The organism is Tepidimonas sp., assembly GCF_029335975.1.
In the GTDB taxonomy this organism is placed as follows: domain Bacteria; phylum Pseudomonadota; class Gammaproteobacteria; order Burkholderiales; family Burkholderiaceae_C; genus Tepidimonas.
Genome location: NZ_JARJMT020000078.1, coordinates 1 through 15119, shown reverse-complemented (window position 1 = coordinate 15119; position 15119 = coordinate 1). Strand labels below are relative to the sequence as shown.

12 protein-coding genes and 1 pseudogene are annotated in these 15119 nt (G+C 65.8%); 3 read left to right on the top strand and 10 right to left on the bottom strand.

Going from position 1 to position 15119, the window contains the following annotated elements; genetic code table 11:
* Position 1 precedes the first annotated feature (1 nt).
* The gene (gene meaB / locus P3W97_RS04360) at positions 2–1078 is read right to left on the bottom strand and encodes a methylmalonyl Co-A mutase-associated GTPase MeaB (protein ID WP_300844131.1); all 1077 of its coding nucleotides are present in this window, start codon (positions 1076–1078) and stop codon (positions 2–4) included.
* Positions 1078–3231, bottom strand: a complete 2154-nt coding sequence (gene scpA, locus P3W97_RS04355; protein WP_300844129.1) for a methylmalonyl-CoA mutase — start codon at positions 3229–3231, stop codon at positions 1078–1080. Before scpA ends, meaB begins: the two co-directional genes overlap by 1 nt.
* A 168-nt stretch (positions 3232–3399) precedes the next feature.
* Here scpA and P3W97_RS04350 point away from each other — a divergent pair, with 168 nt between their 5' ends.
* On the top strand, positions 3400–4047 hold the full coding sequence (locus P3W97_RS04350; RefSeq protein WP_300844126.1) for a GntR family transcriptional regulator: 648 nt from the start codon (positions 3400–3402) through the stop codon (positions 4045–4047).
* Between the two features lie 28 nt (positions 4048–4075).
* On the opposite strand, the gene dusA is transcribed toward P3W97_RS04350, so the two are convergent.
* From dusA to maiA, 6 genes are all read right to left on the bottom strand, one after another.
* A complete protein-coding gene (dusA, locus tag P3W97_RS04345; protein WP_300844124.1) occupies positions 4076–5089 on the bottom strand; it encodes a tRNA dihydrouridine(20/20a) synthase DusA in 1014 nt (337 codons plus the stop codon).
* Positions 5090–5164: 75 nt separating this feature from the next.
* Positions 5165–5905, bottom strand: a complete 741-nt coding sequence (gene phbB / locus P3W97_RS04340) for an acetoacetyl-CoA reductase (RefSeq protein WP_300844121.1) — start codon at positions 5903–5905, stop codon at positions 5165–5167.
* Positions 5906–5961: 56 nt separating this feature from the next.
* The gene (locus tag P3W97_RS04335; protein WP_300844120.1) at positions 5962–7140 is read right to left on the bottom strand and encodes an acetyl-CoA C-acetyltransferase; all 1179 of its coding nucleotides are present in this window, start codon (positions 7138–7140) and stop codon (positions 5962–5964) included.
* Positions 7141–7145: 5 nt separating this feature from the next.
* Positions 7146–8978: a class I poly(R)-hydroxyalkanoic acid synthase gene (gene phaC, locus P3W97_RS04330; RefSeq protein ID WP_300844118.1), complete on the bottom strand. Its 1833-nt coding sequence runs from the start codon at positions 8976–8978 to the stop codon at positions 7146–7148.
* 430 nt (positions 8979–9408) lie between these two features.
* Positions 9409–10140 carry a peptidoglycan editing factor PgeF gene (pgeF, locus tag P3W97_RS04320; RefSeq protein ID WP_300844115.1) on the bottom strand — a complete coding sequence of 244 codons (732 nt, stop codon included), beginning with the start codon at positions 10138–10140 and terminating at the stop codon, positions 9409–9411.
* A gap of 95 nt (positions 10141–10235) precedes the next feature.
* A complete protein-coding gene (maiA, locus tag P3W97_RS04315; RefSeq protein WP_300844113.1) occupies positions 10236–10910 on the bottom strand; it encodes a maleylacetoacetate isomerase in 675 nt (224 codons plus the stop codon).
* 209 nt (positions 10911–11119) lie between these two features.
* Here maiA and P3W97_RS04310 point away from each other — a divergent pair, with 209 nt between their 5' ends.
* Together P3W97_RS04310 and P3W97_RS04305 are read left to right on the top strand one after the other, a co-directional pair.
* On the top strand, positions 11120–12163 hold the full coding sequence (locus tag P3W97_RS04310; RefSeq protein WP_300844112.1) for a TRAP transporter substrate-binding protein: 1044 nt from the start codon (positions 11120–11122) through the stop codon (positions 12161–12163).
* A gap of 54 nt (positions 12164–12217) precedes the next feature.
* Positions 12218–12772 (top strand): NUDIX hydrolase, encoded by a 555-nt coding sequence (locus P3W97_RS04305; RefSeq protein WP_300844110.1) that lies wholly within the window; start codon positions 12218–12220, stop codon positions 12770–12772.
* Positions 12773–12828: 56 nt separating this feature from the next.
* On the opposite strand, the gene P3W97_RS04300 is transcribed toward P3W97_RS04305, so the two are convergent.
* Positions 12829–13902, bottom strand: coding sequence for a cell division protein FtsZ (locus tag P3W97_RS04300; protein WP_367184589.1), 1074 nt, complete (start codon positions 13900–13902; stop codon positions 12829–12831).
* Positions 13899–15119 (bottom strand): annotated as a pseudogene (locus P3W97_RS04295) (chromosome segregation protein SMC); the annotation flags it as partial. The pseudogene P3W97_RS04295 and the gene P3W97_RS04300, both read right to left, overlap by 4 nt.

The following is a 15119-nucleotide window of genomic DNA, read 5'->3' as shown; positions in this document are numbered from 1 at the left end:
GTCACTGGCTCCTGTCGTTCAGGGAAGATGAAGGGCTCGCATCGTCGCCCATCGGCAAGGCGCGGAAAAAGGCGGCCAGCAAGGCGCGCGCAGCAGCCGAGGCCACCATGCGCCCGGCCAGCACCTCTTCGGTCAGTTGGGGCAGGCGCTCGCGCACGGCGGCATGGTGGGCAAACGCCTCGCGCAGGCCGCTGTCGATGCGCTCCCACATCCAGGCACGGGCCTGTCGCTGGCGGCGGGCGGCCAGCCGTCCGTTGGCCTGCTGCAAGCGCCGGTAATCGCTGACTGCCTGCCAAAAGCCATCCACTCCCCGGCCCTGCAGGGCACTGAGCTGGATGACGCGTGGATGCCAGACCGTCGAGTCGTGATGCGCCGTGTCTGGTCGCCCATGCAGCCCGAGCAGGCGCAGCGCCGACGTGATTTGGGCCTGGGCGCGCGTGGCTGCGTCGGGGTCGAGATCGGCCTTGTTGATGACGACCAGATCCGCCAACTCCATGATGCCCTTTTTGATCGCCTGCAGGTCGTCGCCCGCATTGGGCAGTTGCAGTACGCAGAACATGTCGGTCATGTCGGCTACCGCCGTCTCGCTCTGGCCGACGCCGACCGTCTCGACGATTACGATGTCGTAGCCCGCCGCCTCGCAAACCAGCATCGCTTCGCGCGTCTTGGCCGCCACGCCACCCAGGTTCCCCCCACTCGGGCTGGGCCGGATGTAGGCATGCTCGTGCACGCTAAGACGCTCCATGCGCGTCTTGTCGCCCAGGATGGAGCCGCCCGAGACACTGCTGCTCGGATCGACCGCCAGCACGGCCACGCGGTGCCCGTGCCCGATCAGGTACAGGCCCAGCGCCTCGATGAAGGTGCTTTTGCCCACCCCCGGCACACCGCTGATGCCCAGGCGAAACGCCCGCCCTGTATGCGGCAGCAAGGCGTTGAGCAGCGCATCGGCCTCGCGCCGGTGGTCGGGCCGAGTGGATTCCAGCAGCGTGATGGCCTTGGCCATGGCCCGGCGCTTTTGCGGGGGCGAGCCCCGCAGCACCTCAGCTAGCCATCGAGGGGGCGTGACGGCCTCATCCATTATCGAGCCAAGACTTCTTTGATCTTCTCCAGCACATCCTTGGCGCTGGCAGGGATGGGGGTGCCGGGGCCATAGATGCCTTTGACGCCAGCCTCATACAGGAATTCATAGTCTTGCCGAGGGATGACGCCGCCGACAAAGACGATGATGTCATCCGCCCCTTGGTCTTTCAGCGCCTGGATGATGGCCGGCACCAGCGTTTTGTGACCCGCAGCCAATGTGGAGATGCCCACGGCATGCACGTCGTTTTCGATCGCCTGCCGGGCGCATTCTTCTGGCGTCTGGAACAGCGGCCCCATATCCACGTCGAAGCCCAGGTCGGCAAACGCGGTGGCCACCACCTTGGCGCCGCGGTCATGGCCGTCCTGGCCGAGCTTGGCGATCATCACGCGCGGGCGGCGGCCGTGCTGTTCGGCAAAGGCGGCGATCTCCTGCTGGAGCTTTTCCCACCCTTCGGCTGAGTCGTAGGCAGCGGCATACACCCCGGTCACCTTTTGTGTATCGGCGCGGTGGCGCCCAAAGACTTTTTCCAGCGCGTCGGAGACCTCGCCAACGGTGGCCCGCAAGCGGATGGCCTCGACGCTGAGCGCCAGCAGATTGCCCTGCCCCGAGCGCGCGCACTCGGTCAGCGCATCCAGCGCACGCTGCACTGCGGCGGCGTCGCGCGTGGCGCGGATGCGCTGCAGCCGCGCGATCTGCGCCTCGCGCACCTTGAGATTGTCCACTTCCAGAATATCGACCGGGTCCTCCTTGGCCAGCCGGTATTTGTTCACGCCGACGATGACGTCCTTGCCGCTGTCGATGCGCGCTTGCTTTTCGGCGGCGCTGGCCTCGATCTTGAGCTTGGCCCAACCACTGGAGACGGCCTGCGTCATGCCGCCCATGGCATCCACTTCCTCGATGATGGCCCAGGCTTTGTCCGCCATGTCCTGGGTGAGTTTTTCCATCATGTAACTGCCGGCCCAGGGATCGATCACGTTGCAGATATGGGTCTCTTCCTGAATGATGAGTTGGGTGTTGCGCGCGATGCGGGCGCTGAACTCAGTCGGCAGCGCGATGGCCTCGTCGAAGCTGTTGGTGTGCAGGCTCTGCGTGCCGCCAAACACCGCCGCCATCGCCTCGATGGTGGTGCGCACGATGTTGTTGTACGGATCCTGCTCAGTCAGACTCCAACCGCTGGTCTGACAATGGGTTCGCAGCATCAGACTCTTGGGATTCTGGGCGCCAAAGCCTTTCATGATGCGGCACCACAGCAGCCGCGCGGCGCGCATCTTGGCGATCTCGAGATAGAAATTCATTCCGATCGCCCAAAAGAAGCTCAGCCGCCCGGCAAAGTCGTCCACATTCATGCCGCGCGCCAGTGCCGTCTTGACGTATTCCTTGCCGTCGGCCAGCGTAAAGGCCAGCTCCAGCGCCTGGTTGGCGCCGGCTTCTTGCATGTGGTAGCCGGAGATGCTGATCGAGTTGAACTTGGGCATGTGCCGCGCCGTGTACTCGATGATGTCGCCGATGATGCGCATCGAGGGCTCTGGCGGGTAGATGTAGGTGTTGCGGACCATGAACTCCTTGAGGATGTCGTTCTGGATGGTCCCAGAGAGTTGCTCCTGCGCCACCCCCTGTTCCTCGGCCGCGACGATATAGCCTGCCAGCACCGGCAACACCGCGCCGTTCATCGTCATGGATACGCTCACCTGGTCAAGCGGGATGCCCTCGAACAGGATCTTCATGTCCTCCACGCTGTCGATGGCCACGCCCGCCTTGCCCACGTCGCCGACCACGCGCGGGTTGTCGCTGTCGTAGCCGCGGTGGGTGGCCAAATCGAAGGCGACGCTCACCCCCTGCGCCCCTGCCGCCAGCGCCTTGCGGTAGAAGGCGTTGGATTCCTCGGCCGTGGAAAAGCCCGCGTACTGGCGGATGGTCCAGGGGCGCACGGTGTACATGGTCGCTTGCGGCCCGCGGATGAAAGGCTCGAAGCCCGGCAGCGTGTCCGTATACCGCAAGCCCTGCAGGTCGGCAGCGGTGTACAGCGGCTTGACCGTGATGCCCTCGGGTGTCAGCCAATGGAGCTGCTCGAGCGAGCCGCCCTTGAGGGATTTGCGGGCGGCGGCCTCCCAATCGGCCAGTGTGGCGGTGCGGAATTCGATATCGGACATGTGACCCCCTGGGATCGGCAGATGGATGACGGTCGGTAAAGGCAGGCAAACCGCACAGCGCCCATCGCAAGCGAACGCATGCGATGTTGACGACAACGGTGTTCAATGCTGAGTTTAACGCATTCATAATTATTGATACAGAATCCGACTGACGCTATCATCGCCCCCATGACTGCCGTTCCCCTGCTGTCGCGCGCACTGTACGAAGAGGTGGCCGAGCTGCTGCGCCAGCGCATTTTTCGCCGCGAGCTGCCCCCCGGTGCCTGGATCGACGAACTCAAAATCGCCGAGGAGCTGGGCATCAGCCGCACGCCCTTGCGCGAGGCGATCAAGGTGCTGGCAGCCGAGGGGCTGGTGACCATGAAGGTGCGCCGCGGCGCTTACGTCACCGAGGTGTCGCAACAGGACCTGCGCGAGGTGTACGAGCTGCTGGCTCTGCTGGAAGCCGACGCAGCCGAGGCCGCGTGCTGGCGCGCAACCGAAGATGATCTGGCCGCGCTGGAGCGGCTGCATGCCGAGCTAGAAGCCGCTGCCGACCCCGAAACGGGGTCACGTGAGCGTTTCTTCGAGCTCAACGAGGCGTTTCACCTGCGCCTGCTCGATCTGGGGCAAAACCGCTGGCGCAAGCAAGTGGTCAACGACCTGCGCAAGGTCATGAAGCTCAATCGCCACGGCTCGCTGTTCAAGCAGGGGCGGATTGCTGAGTCGCTGGCTGAGCACCGTGCCATCCTAGACGCCGTGCGCCGACGCGATGCCGCTGGGGCCGCGCAAGCGGTGCGGGTGCACTTTGCCAACGGCTTGCAGGCAGCGGTGTGACGGGCAGGCGGTGGGCGCCGTGCGCGCATCACGCGGCGCTGGACGCGGGGGCTCGCAGCGCTGCTCGGGCAAGCGTGGCCACCTCGTGCGGCCGCCGGTGTTTGAGACGATGGTCGCTCCAGACCTGTCGCCAGCGGCGCGCCCCGGGTTGGCCGTGGCGCAGTCCCAGCATGTGGCGCGCTATGGCATACCAGCCGCCGGGCAAAGACGGGCCTTCGCGCTCCATATACTCGACCATGCGCGCCTCCACCGCGTCACGGTCGGACACGGAGTGTGGCGCGCCAAAGTATGCTGCGTCCCACGAGGCCATCCACCACGGGTTGTGGTAGGCCTGTCGGCCCACCATCACCCCGTCCACCTGGGCCAGGTGCTCCGCCACCTGGGCATCGATGGTGATCCCGCCGTTGACGACGATCGTCAACTGCGGAAAATCCCGCTTGAGGCGGTGCACCACGCCATAGCGCAGGGGCGGCACGGTGCGGTTTTCAGCGGGACTGAGGCCTTCCAGCCAGGCGTTGCGCGCATGCACGATGAACACCGCACACCCCGCCTCAGCCACGGTGCCGACGAAGTCGCGCACAAAGCCGTAGTCTTCCACCCGGTCGATGCCGATGCGGTGCTTGACCGTCACCGGCACGCGCACGGCGTCGCACATGGCGCGCACGCAGTCCGCCACCAGCTGCGGATGCGCCATCAAACAGGCGCCGAAAGCCCCGCGCTGTACGCGCGGGCTGGGACAGCCGCAGTTGAGGTTGATTTCATCGTAGCCCCAGGCCTCGCCCATGCGCGCCGCCACCGCCAGCTCGCGCGGGACATGGCCGCCCAGTTGCAGGGCCACCGGGTGCTCTTCCGTCCCAAAGCGCAGTTGACGCGCCACATCGCCGTGCAACAAGGCGCCCGTGGTGACCATCTCGGTGTACAGGCGTGCATGGCGGGTGAGCTGACGGTGGAACCAGCGGCAATGGCGATCGGTCCATTCCATCATCGGCGCCACACTCAGGCGCCAGGGATTGTGTCTAGGGTGGGGCAAAGATTCGCTCATGGGGCCGCGATTATCTCCGACACCCAGCAAAAAGCCCGCCAAAGGCGGGCACGCTGCGAAGGCGGCAGGGGATCATCAGCCCATGTGCAGGCCGCCGTTGCAGGAAAAGTCCGCTCCTGTGGTAAAGCCCGCGTCGTCGCTGGCCAACCAGGCGACGATGGAGGCAATCTCACGCGGCTCGCCCAGGCGCTTGACGGGGATGGTGGCAATGATTTTTTCCAGCACGTCGGGGCGGATGGCCTTGACCATATCGGTGGCGATGTAACCGGGGCTGACGGTGTTGACGGTAACCCCCTTGGAAGCCAGTTCCTGCGCCAGGGCCATGGTAAAGCCATGCATACCGGCCTTGGCCGCCGAGTAGTTGGTTTGGCCGGCCTGGCCCTTCTCGCCGTTGACCGAAGAGATTTGGATGATGCGCCCCCAACCGCGCTCGATCATGTCGGACACCACCTGCTTGGTGACGTTGAACATGGAGGTCAGGTTGGTGTTGATGACGGCATCCCAATCTTCCTTGGTCATCTTGACGAACAGACGGTCGCGCGTGATGCCGGCGTTGTTGACCAGCACATCGATCGGCCCGTGCTCGGCCTTGGCCTTGGCGAAAGCCTGCACGACGCTGTCCCAGTCGCCTACGTTGCCCACGCTGGCGTAGAAGGTATAGCCGAGCGCCTTTTGCTCGTCCAACCACTTCTGGTAGTCGCGGGTCGGGCCGCAGCCGGCAATAACTTTGTGACCGGCTCTGTAGAGTGCCTGACAAATGGCGGTGCCGATGCCGCCCATTCCGCCAGTGACGTAGGCGACGCGTTGTTGACTCATGAAACTGCTCCTCGATGTGTTGAACGGGTGACAAAGCAAAAACTGGGACAGCGGGGTCAACGCTCGACGCAGAGCGAAACGCCCATGCCGCCGCCAATGCACAACGCAGCCAGCCCTTTGTGGGCGTCGCGGCGCTGCATTTCGTGCAGCAGCGTAACCAGGATACGGCAGCCCGAAGCACCGATGGGGTGGCCCAGCGCGATGGCACCGCCATTGACGTTGACCTTGGCGGGATCGACGCCCAGCGCCTGATTGACCGCGCAGGCCTGGGCCGCGAAGGCTTCGTTGAGCTCGAACAGATCGACGTCGGCCACCGACCAGCCGGCGCGCGCCAAGGCTTTTTGCGATGCCGGGACCGGGCCCATGCCCATCGTGGCCGGGTCCAGCCCGCTGGTTCCGAAGCTGGCAATGCGTGCCATGGGTTTGAGTCCGAGTGCGGCGGCCTTGCTCGCGCGCATGACCATCACCGCGGCGGCTCCATCGTTGATGCCGCTGGCGTTGCCTGCCGTGACGCTGCCCGCCTTGTCAAAGGCAGGCTTCAAGCCCGCCAGTGCCTCGGCGCTGGTTTTTCGATTGAGGTATTCGTCGGTATCGAAGACGACCGGATCGCCCTTGCGCTGCGGGATGGTCACCGGCACGATTTCATCCTTGAACTTGCCCGCGTCCTGTGCGGCGGCGGCGCGGCGCTGGCTTTCCAGCGCGAAGGCGTCCTGCATCTCGCGCGTGATGCCGTGCGCCTTGGCGACGTTTTCGGCGGTGATGCCCATATGGTATTGGTTGTAGACATCCCATAGACCATCGACGATCATCGAGTCGATCATCTTCCAGTCGCCCATGCGTTGGCCCTCACGGCTGCCCAGCAACACATGTGGGGACAGAGACATGTTCTCCTGACCGCCGGCGATGACGATTTCGCTGTCGCCCCAGGCCACCGCCTGCGCCGCCAGCATCACGGCCTTCAGGCCCGAGCCGCACACGGCGTTGATGGTCAGAGCGGGGGTTTCCTTGGGTACGCCGGCCTTCATGGCGGCCTGGCGCGCGGGATTCTGGCCGCAACCGGCGGCCAGAACCTGTCCCATGATGACTTCGCCGACATGCTCGGCTGGCACGCCGGTGCGCGCCAGCAGGGCACGGATAACGGTGGCCCCCAAATCTGTCGCGGGGGTCTTGGCGAGTGTGCCACCAAACTTGCCAATGGCCGTGCGCACGGCGCCAACGATGACGATCTCATCCATGGGATTCATCCTTTTTGTGTGGAGGGAACGGGGGAAATGGGTGTAGCGAGGAGCGTGGCCAGGGCCTCGTCGGCCTTGACACGCACATAGCGGCCTGGCGCCGGCTCGATCGGGCGGTAGCGACGGTTGCCGCGACTGCGCGGGGCCGGGATCTGGCGGCCGCCGTGCGCCGCCAGCCACGGGGTCCAGTCGGTCCACCAACTGCCCTTGTGCTCGGTGGCGGCGGCGATCCAGTCGTCCACCGATTCGGGGAAGTGCCCCTCGGGGCCAGTCCAGAAGCTGCGCTTGCCCTTTGCCGCAGGGTTGATGACGCCGGCGATGTGACCCGAGGCGCCCATGACGAAACGCATCGGCCCACCGAGATGGCGCGTGGTGGCATAGGCGCCACCGATCGGCACGATGTGGTCCTCGCGCGAGCCGTAGACATAGGCCGGGATATCGATCGCGCCGAGGTCCACCGGCACACCGCAGACGGTCAGCTTGCCTGGCTGGCACAGTTCGTTTTGTAGGTAGGTGTGACGCAGATACCACGCGTACCACTTGCCGGGCAGGTTGGTGCTGTCGCTGTTCCAGTACAGCAGGTCGAACGGCGGCGGTGTCTCACCCTTGAGGTAGTTGCCAACGACGTAGTTCCAAACCAAGTCGTTCGGGCGCAAGAAGCTGAATGTGGTGGCCAGATCCCGCCCAGGCAGCAAACCGCCGTGCGCGTACTGCAGCTCGCGCAGCGCGACGAAGGCCTCATCAATGAAGACATCCAGCACGCCGGTGTCGGTGAAGTCCAGCAGGGTGGTCAGGAAGGTGACGCTTTCGACCTTGCGGTCACCGCGCGCAGCCAGCACCGCCAGCGCCGTGCCGAGCATGGTGCCGCCGACGCAAAAGCCCAGCGCGTTGATGGTGTCGGCTTTGCCGATTTCACGCACCACGTCGATGGCGCGGATGACGGCATGCTCGATGTAGTCGTCCCAGGTGGCCTGCGCCAGCGTGGCGTCCGGGTTGCGCCAGCTGATGACGAAGGTACGATGGCCTTGCTCGACCGCATAGCGCAGGAAGGAGTTGTCCGGCTGCAGGTCCAGGATGTAATACTTGTTGATGCACGGCGGCACGACGAGGAAGGGCCGCTCGTACACGCGCGCGGTCAGCGGCTTGTACTCGATCAGCTGAAAGTATTCGTTTTCGAATACCACCTGCCCCTCGGTGGTGGCGACATTGCGCCCGACTTCAAAGGCCTTGTGATCCGTCGTGGAAACGAACCCCTGCTTCATATCGTTGAGCAGGTTTTGCACGCCCTTGGCGATACTCTCGCCCTGGGTGTCCAGGGCTTTTTGCTGGGCCTCGGCGTTAAAGGCGAGAAAGTTGCTCGGCGCGGTGGCGTCGATCCACTGCTGCACCGCGAAGCGGATGCGCGCCTGGGTCTTGGCGTCGGCCTGCACGGCCTCGGCCATGCGCATGAGCGTGCGGGCGTTGAGCAGATACAACGCCGCACTGTAGGACGCCACGGGATTGCGCGCCCAGGCGTCGGCCGCAAAGCGGCGATCCTGCCGCGGTGGCTGGACTTGCAAGCCCTGCTGCCACAGCTCAGCGACCTCGCGCAGATAATCCCGTTGAATTTCGGCCCACACGCCAGGGTCCAACTGCAACGCCGTCCCCCCGAGTCGGCCCAGCAGCTCTGTCAGGCCCTCAATCCGCCCCCCACCCGATCCGGCGGGCCCAGCAGAGGCTGCAGGACCCGTCCATCCCATTCCGTGCAGCGCCGCCCGCACCGCCTGAGTCCATTGCGCAAAGGCTTGCTGCGACCCTTCGATCCAGGACGGTTGGCCGTCGGTGCGGGATTGCGTCATGCGCTTGTCTCCTGTCGGGTTTTGACCATCATGGTATCGCGCTCGGCCGTCGTTTGAATGACAATGCGAGTCATGCCGTGTCCGCGCTCACCTGCGCAACGCCGCGTCACGCGTCGCAAGCTGCGCAGGATGGATGCAGTCTCGCAGGAATGCCTTCCATGAGGCTGACAGGGCGGTCTGCTTTGCCATTGAGATCGAACGCTCGTCCCCCTTCTCGAGACCTCCGCCAATGTACCTCGTCCTCCTTGCCTGGGGTTATGTGGTTGTGATGATGACGATCGCTGAGGCCCTCAGTCCACAGGGCTCCGTGCTGGGCGCCTTTTTCACCCTGCTGCTGTACGGCGTGGGTCCGATGGGGCTGGCCATCTACCTGATGGGAACGCCATTGCGGCGCAAAGCGCGTCGCCGGCAGGCGATCGCGGCGCTGGAGTCAAGCGCGCCAGATGGCCGCAGCGAGCCTGCCGCTGCTGCCCAGGAATCCCGCATCGCGCCGGTGGGAGAAAAACCGTGAGGGGTTGCCGACCGTGCACCATGCGGGGGTACCGTCGTTGCCTTTGACCAGGCCAAAGCCCAAGCGCGCCAAGCGCCGCCGCGCCAGGCCGGGCAGATCGGCCAGCCAGCGGCCCGGGGTTTGGTGCGAGGGACAAAAGGCCTCGACATCGCTGGGGCATGCCGCCGCGAAGGCGTCGCGCACATCGTCGCCCACCTCGAAGGCCTGTGGGCCGATCGCTGCGCCGATCCAGACCCGAATCGAGTGCCGGCGCTCGGGATCCTGGGCGGCGGGCCACTGGGCGCATAGGGCTTCGAGCACGCCGTAACCGTCGCGCCCCACCAGCCCCCGCCAGCCCGCATGGGCCGCCGCGACCGATCGCCCATCCGCTGCAGCCATCAAGATCGGCAAGCAGTCGGCAACCAAGACAGTGCAGGCCAGCCCAAACGCGTCGGTCCAGCAGGCGTCGGCCTCGATGCCGTCCGGCGTCGTCCGATCGAGCTGCACCACGGCCGCACCGTGGACCTGCCGCAAAAAAATCGGTCGTACTCCAAGGGCCTGCGCCCATCGCTGGCGGTTGCATGCCACGGCGGCGGGGGCATCGCCCACATGATCGCCCAGATTCAGCGACGCCCACGGCCCGCCCGACACCCCGCCGACACGGGTACTCATCCAACCGTGCGCCCCTGGGCCGACGTCGGCCAGGAGCCCGACCATTCCCCCGCGAACCCCCTCGATGGGCGGGGCAAAATCGGCATCGTTCGGCATCATTCGGCATCAGGGCAGCGCGACGGGTGCGCACGCTGGAAAGCGTCGAGTTGCATGCAACGCTCGAACACCGCCAGCGTCAACGGGATGCCCTCGTACTCCAAGCCAAAGCGCTGCCCATTGACGATCTGCGGCACCAGGCAGCAGTCGGCCAGTGTGGGGGTATCGCCATAAGAATAGACCGAGGGCGGCAGGCCCAAGCGGGCACGCTCTTGGGCCAGATCGTTCAGGCGGCGCTCGTAGGCGCGCAGGCCCTCCATCACCCAATGGTTGTACCAGTCGGTGCGCTGCTGCTCCGACAGGCCCAGCGGTCCCGCCAGGTATTTGAGGATACGCAGGTTGTTGATCGGGTGGATGTCGCAGGCCACGGTCTGGGCCAGCGCCCGCACCCGCGCGCGGCCAAGCGGATCGCGCGGCAGCAGCGGTGGCTCGGGGTGGGTTTCATCCAGGTATTCGATGATGGCCATCGATTGGCTCAGGTGCGCACGGTCGGGATTACCCTCGACATCGAGCAGCGGAACGAGCGAATCGGGGCTGAGTGCCCGGTAGGCATCGCCATGCTGCTCCCCTTTGACCAGGTGCACGGGGATGTATTCGTAATCGAGGCCTTTGAGGTGCAGGGCAATGCGCACCCGAAACGAGGTGCCGGAGCGGAAGTAGTTGTAAAGCTTCATCACATCCACAGCGGGAAACGGGACAACCCCGCAGTCTAGCGGCTGTGTCGCAGCACCGGCACTTCCCGATGCAGCGCGCCTGGACCGCCGTCTCTTTCGGCTACACTGCGCGGCGTGCCGTCGCCGCCCAAACGTCACCCCAACGCCTATTGATGCAGCGGGCGTGGCGCTTGGGGGGTCTTTTTCGACATTGTCTGGAATTCGATGCCATGATCCACCGCCGCACCGTGCTGAAATCGGGTGCCGCCGCCGTGCTGGGCGCCCCTGGCCTGATCGGTTTTGCTCAGCAGAGCGTCACGCTCAAGTTCCACACCTTCATGTCGCCCGCCTCGAACGTGTGGCTGAAGATGCACAAGGCATGGATGGACAAGGTGGAAAAGGACTCGGGCGGGCGCATCAAGTTCGAGGCCTATCCCGCGATGCAACTTGGCGGCTCGCCAGTTCAGCTTTACGACCAGGCCAAGGACGGCGTGGTGGACATCGTCTGGACGCTGCCAGGCAACACCCCAGGGCGCTTCCCGCGCACCGAGGTGTTCGAGCTGCCGTTCATGATGACGAACGCAGAGGCCACCTCCAAAGCCTTCTGGGAGTACATCCAGACCAAGGGCGCCGACGAGTACCGCGACATTCATCCCATCGCCTTGCAGGTGCACGGCCCGGGTATGTTCCATGTCAAAACGCGCCTGATCACGCAACCGGACGATTTGCGCGGCCTCAAGATGCGCGGCCCGACGCGCCAGATCACCAAAATGCTGGGCTACCTGGGCGCCACCCCAGTCGGCATGCCGCTGCCGCAGATCCCCGATGCGCTATCCAAAGGCGTCATCGACGGCTGCGTCATTCCCTGGGAGGTGGTACCCTCGGTCAAGGTGCATGAGCTGGTCGGCTACCACAGCGAGTTCGACCCCAAGGGCGGTGCGCTCTACACGACCACCTTCGTCATGGGCATGAACAAGGCGCGTTACGCCTCGCTGCCGCCCGACCTCAAGAAAGTGATCGACGCCAACTCGGGCATCGAAACGTCTGCCCTTCTGGGGCGTATCCAGCAGGCGGGCGATGCGCCGGCACGCCAGCTGGCCGTGGACCGCGGTAACAAGATCCACACCATCGGGCTGGCCGAAGCGCAGGAGTTCCGCCGCAAAGCGCGCCAGGTGGAAGTCGAATGGATACGGGACATGGACAAGCGCGGTCTCAACGGCCGCGAGCTGCTGGAGACGGCCCGTAAGCTGATCGAGAAGCACACCCAGGCCTAAGCCCGCCCTGCCCTGCCCCAGCAGATGGGTTGGGGCGGCACTACACTTGCTGGCATGTTCCGCAGCCCCATCCGGTTTTGTCGCGTCTGCGCCACCGCGGTCGAGTACCGCATTCCCGACGACGGGGATACCCGGGTGCGGGCGGTTTGCCCCTCGTGTGGCACCATCCACTACGAAAACCCGCTCAACGTCGTGGGGACCGTGCCGTATTGGGGACAGGATGGTGCCCAGGTGTTGCTGTGCCGGCGCGCCATCGAACCGCGCCGGGGCAAGTGGACGCTGCCGGCAGGCTTCATGGAGTTGGGGGAGACGACCGAACAGGGCGCCCTGCGCGAGACGGTGGAGGAAGCCGGTGCGCAGATCGCGCTTGAGGGCTTGTTTACCTTGCTCAATGTGGCCCGCGTGGGCCAGGTGCACATCTATTACCGGGCGCGGCTGTTGAGCGATCGTTTCGCCCCAGGGCACGAGACGCTGGAGGCGCGGCTGTTCCACGAGCGCGAAGTCCCGTGGGAGGAACTGGCCTTCCGCACCGTGCACGAGACGCTGCGCCTGTACTTCGACGACCGCCGCCGTGGGCAGTTTGGCGTGCACACCAGCGATATCGACTGACCAAGCAGGCGGACAGCGCCGCCTCGGTCAGTTACGGCCAGCCGATCCACACATCGCTAACTGAACAAGCGTCGGGCGTCGGGCGACCCCGCCGGAAATGCCCGCTCCTCCAAGGCTTGATAGAGCGATTCCAACTCTGCGCCGATGCGATCCAGCGCCTCGGCATCCAGCAGCCGACCGGCCTCATCCGTCACCCTACCGTCCATCGACGCGGCCAGCGCTGCGGACAGTTCGCGCAAGCGCTCATAAGGGCGCTCCTCGCGCGGCACATGGGTGGCTTCGAGGGTTAGGCGGACTTCGCGCAGCACGGCGAGTTCCGGGTCATCGGCCAGCGCGGCCTGGGTTTCGAACTGCAGCACCAGCACCGGCGCTGCGCGCGGCTGCGTGGACGGCCAAACCATGCGGCCGGGCAGCGGCCCGGGCACGAAGCCCAAGCGGCTGGCGTGCTGGGTCACATAACCCGGACTCCAAGCGGCGCGCTGGGCCCGCAGGGTGAAGATGAGCTGGACGTCGTGGGCGGCGGCGAACTGATCCAGCGCGCGGGCTTGCTGCACGACGGCCATCATGTCTGGGAAGTCGGCCGCGCCCATCAGGTGCTCGGCCCAGGCTTGCAGCTTTTGGACGAATTCGGAATACTCGATTTCGTTAAGCGGGCCAGCCCGATTGGCCAGCTGCAGCCCGGCGCGCAGGGCGCGGTAGCGCCGTCCCAGATGCGGGGGCTCCCAGGCGTCGCCGGCGGTGGCGTCCTCGGGCAGGCCCTCGATGAAGAAAGGTTTGCTGCCAATGCGCCGTGTGCCCGGCAGGGACTGCAGCACGGCGTCGCCCGAGACCGGCTTTTCCAGTTGCAGCGGCACGATCACGTCCAGCCGCGGCGACACCCCCCCTGGCCTCGCCGCAGGTGGGGCGCTGGTGCGGTCGGGGCTGGGGGTGGCAGCGGCATCGGCGCCCAAGGTGGGCTCAAGCCGATCGGTGCTGTCCGGCATTCCTTCCGAATCGGCAGGGGCACCCTGGGCGGCAGGGGCGCGGCGCGGTGCCAGCCGCCGCACCTGCCAGCGGTGGTAAGCCCAAACGCCCAAGAGCACGGCCACGCCGACGGCGATCAAGCCGATTTGCAAGGGGCTCAGCGTCATGGTGTGGGGTTCTCCATCATGGACACGGCGCTGGCGATATCGACAGCGACGATGCGCGAGACGCCCTGCTCCTGCATGGTCACCCCCACGAGCTGCTGGGCCATTTCCATGGCGATGCGATTGTGGCTGATGAATAGGAACTGGGTCTCCCGGCTCATTTGGGTCACGAGCCGCGCGTAGCGTTCCGTGTTGGCGTCGTCCAGCGGGGCGTCCACCTCGTCCAGCAAGCAAAACGGCGCCGGATTGAGCTGAAAGATCGCAAACACCAGGGCGATGGCGGTGAGCGCCTTTTCGCCGCCGGACAGCAGGTGGATGGTCTGATTCTTCTTGCCCGGGGGTTGGGCCATGACCTGCACGCCCGCATCCAGTATCTCCTCACCGGTCATGATCAGGCGCGCCTGGCCGCCGCCGAACAATTCAGGGAACATGCGGCCGAAGTGGCCGTTGACGGTCTCGAAGGTGTGGGCAAGCAGCGCACGCGTCTCGGCGTCGATTTTGCGGATGGCGTCCTCCAGCGTCTGGATAGCCTGCTGCAAGTCCTGCGACTGGCTGGCCAGAAACCGCTGCCGCTCGCGCGCGGCGCTGAGTTCCTCCAGGGCCGCAAGATTGACCGCCCCCAAAGCCGCGATCTCGCGCTGCAGACGGTCGATCTCTCCTGGCAGGCCTTGCAGGCGCACGCCATCGGTCTCGACCGACTGGCCGACTGCCTCCAGATCGACCCCTGCCCCCGCCAGCCATTGGCTGTACTGGTCCAGGGCCAGCTGTGCCGCCTGCTCCTTGAGTTGGTAATCGGTGATGCGCGCGCGCAGCGGGTCGAGTTCGCGCTCACCACGCAGCCGGTGCTCGTCCGCCGCGCGCAGCCGCGCGGTCAGCTCGTCGTAGCGGCTGCGCTCAGCGGCCAGGGCTGCGTCGCGCCGCTGGCGCTCGGCCAACGCATCCTGCAGGCCGGTGCGCGCGGCGTCGTCGGTCAAGCGCTGCAGCTCGGTCTGCAAATGATCGGATTCGGCCATTAGACGCGACTGCTGCTCCTGCGCGGTGTGGGCTTGGCGCTGCAGTTCGGCCCGGCGCGCGGCCATCGATCGTTGCGCGAATGCGGCCTCCTGCGCCTGGCGCTCGGCCGCACGCAGCTGCTCACGCGCGGCCGCCACCTGGCGTTCGGCCTGCACCGCAGTATCTTCCAGGTGGGCCAGCTGTTCCTGCACGTCGGCCAGCTGCAG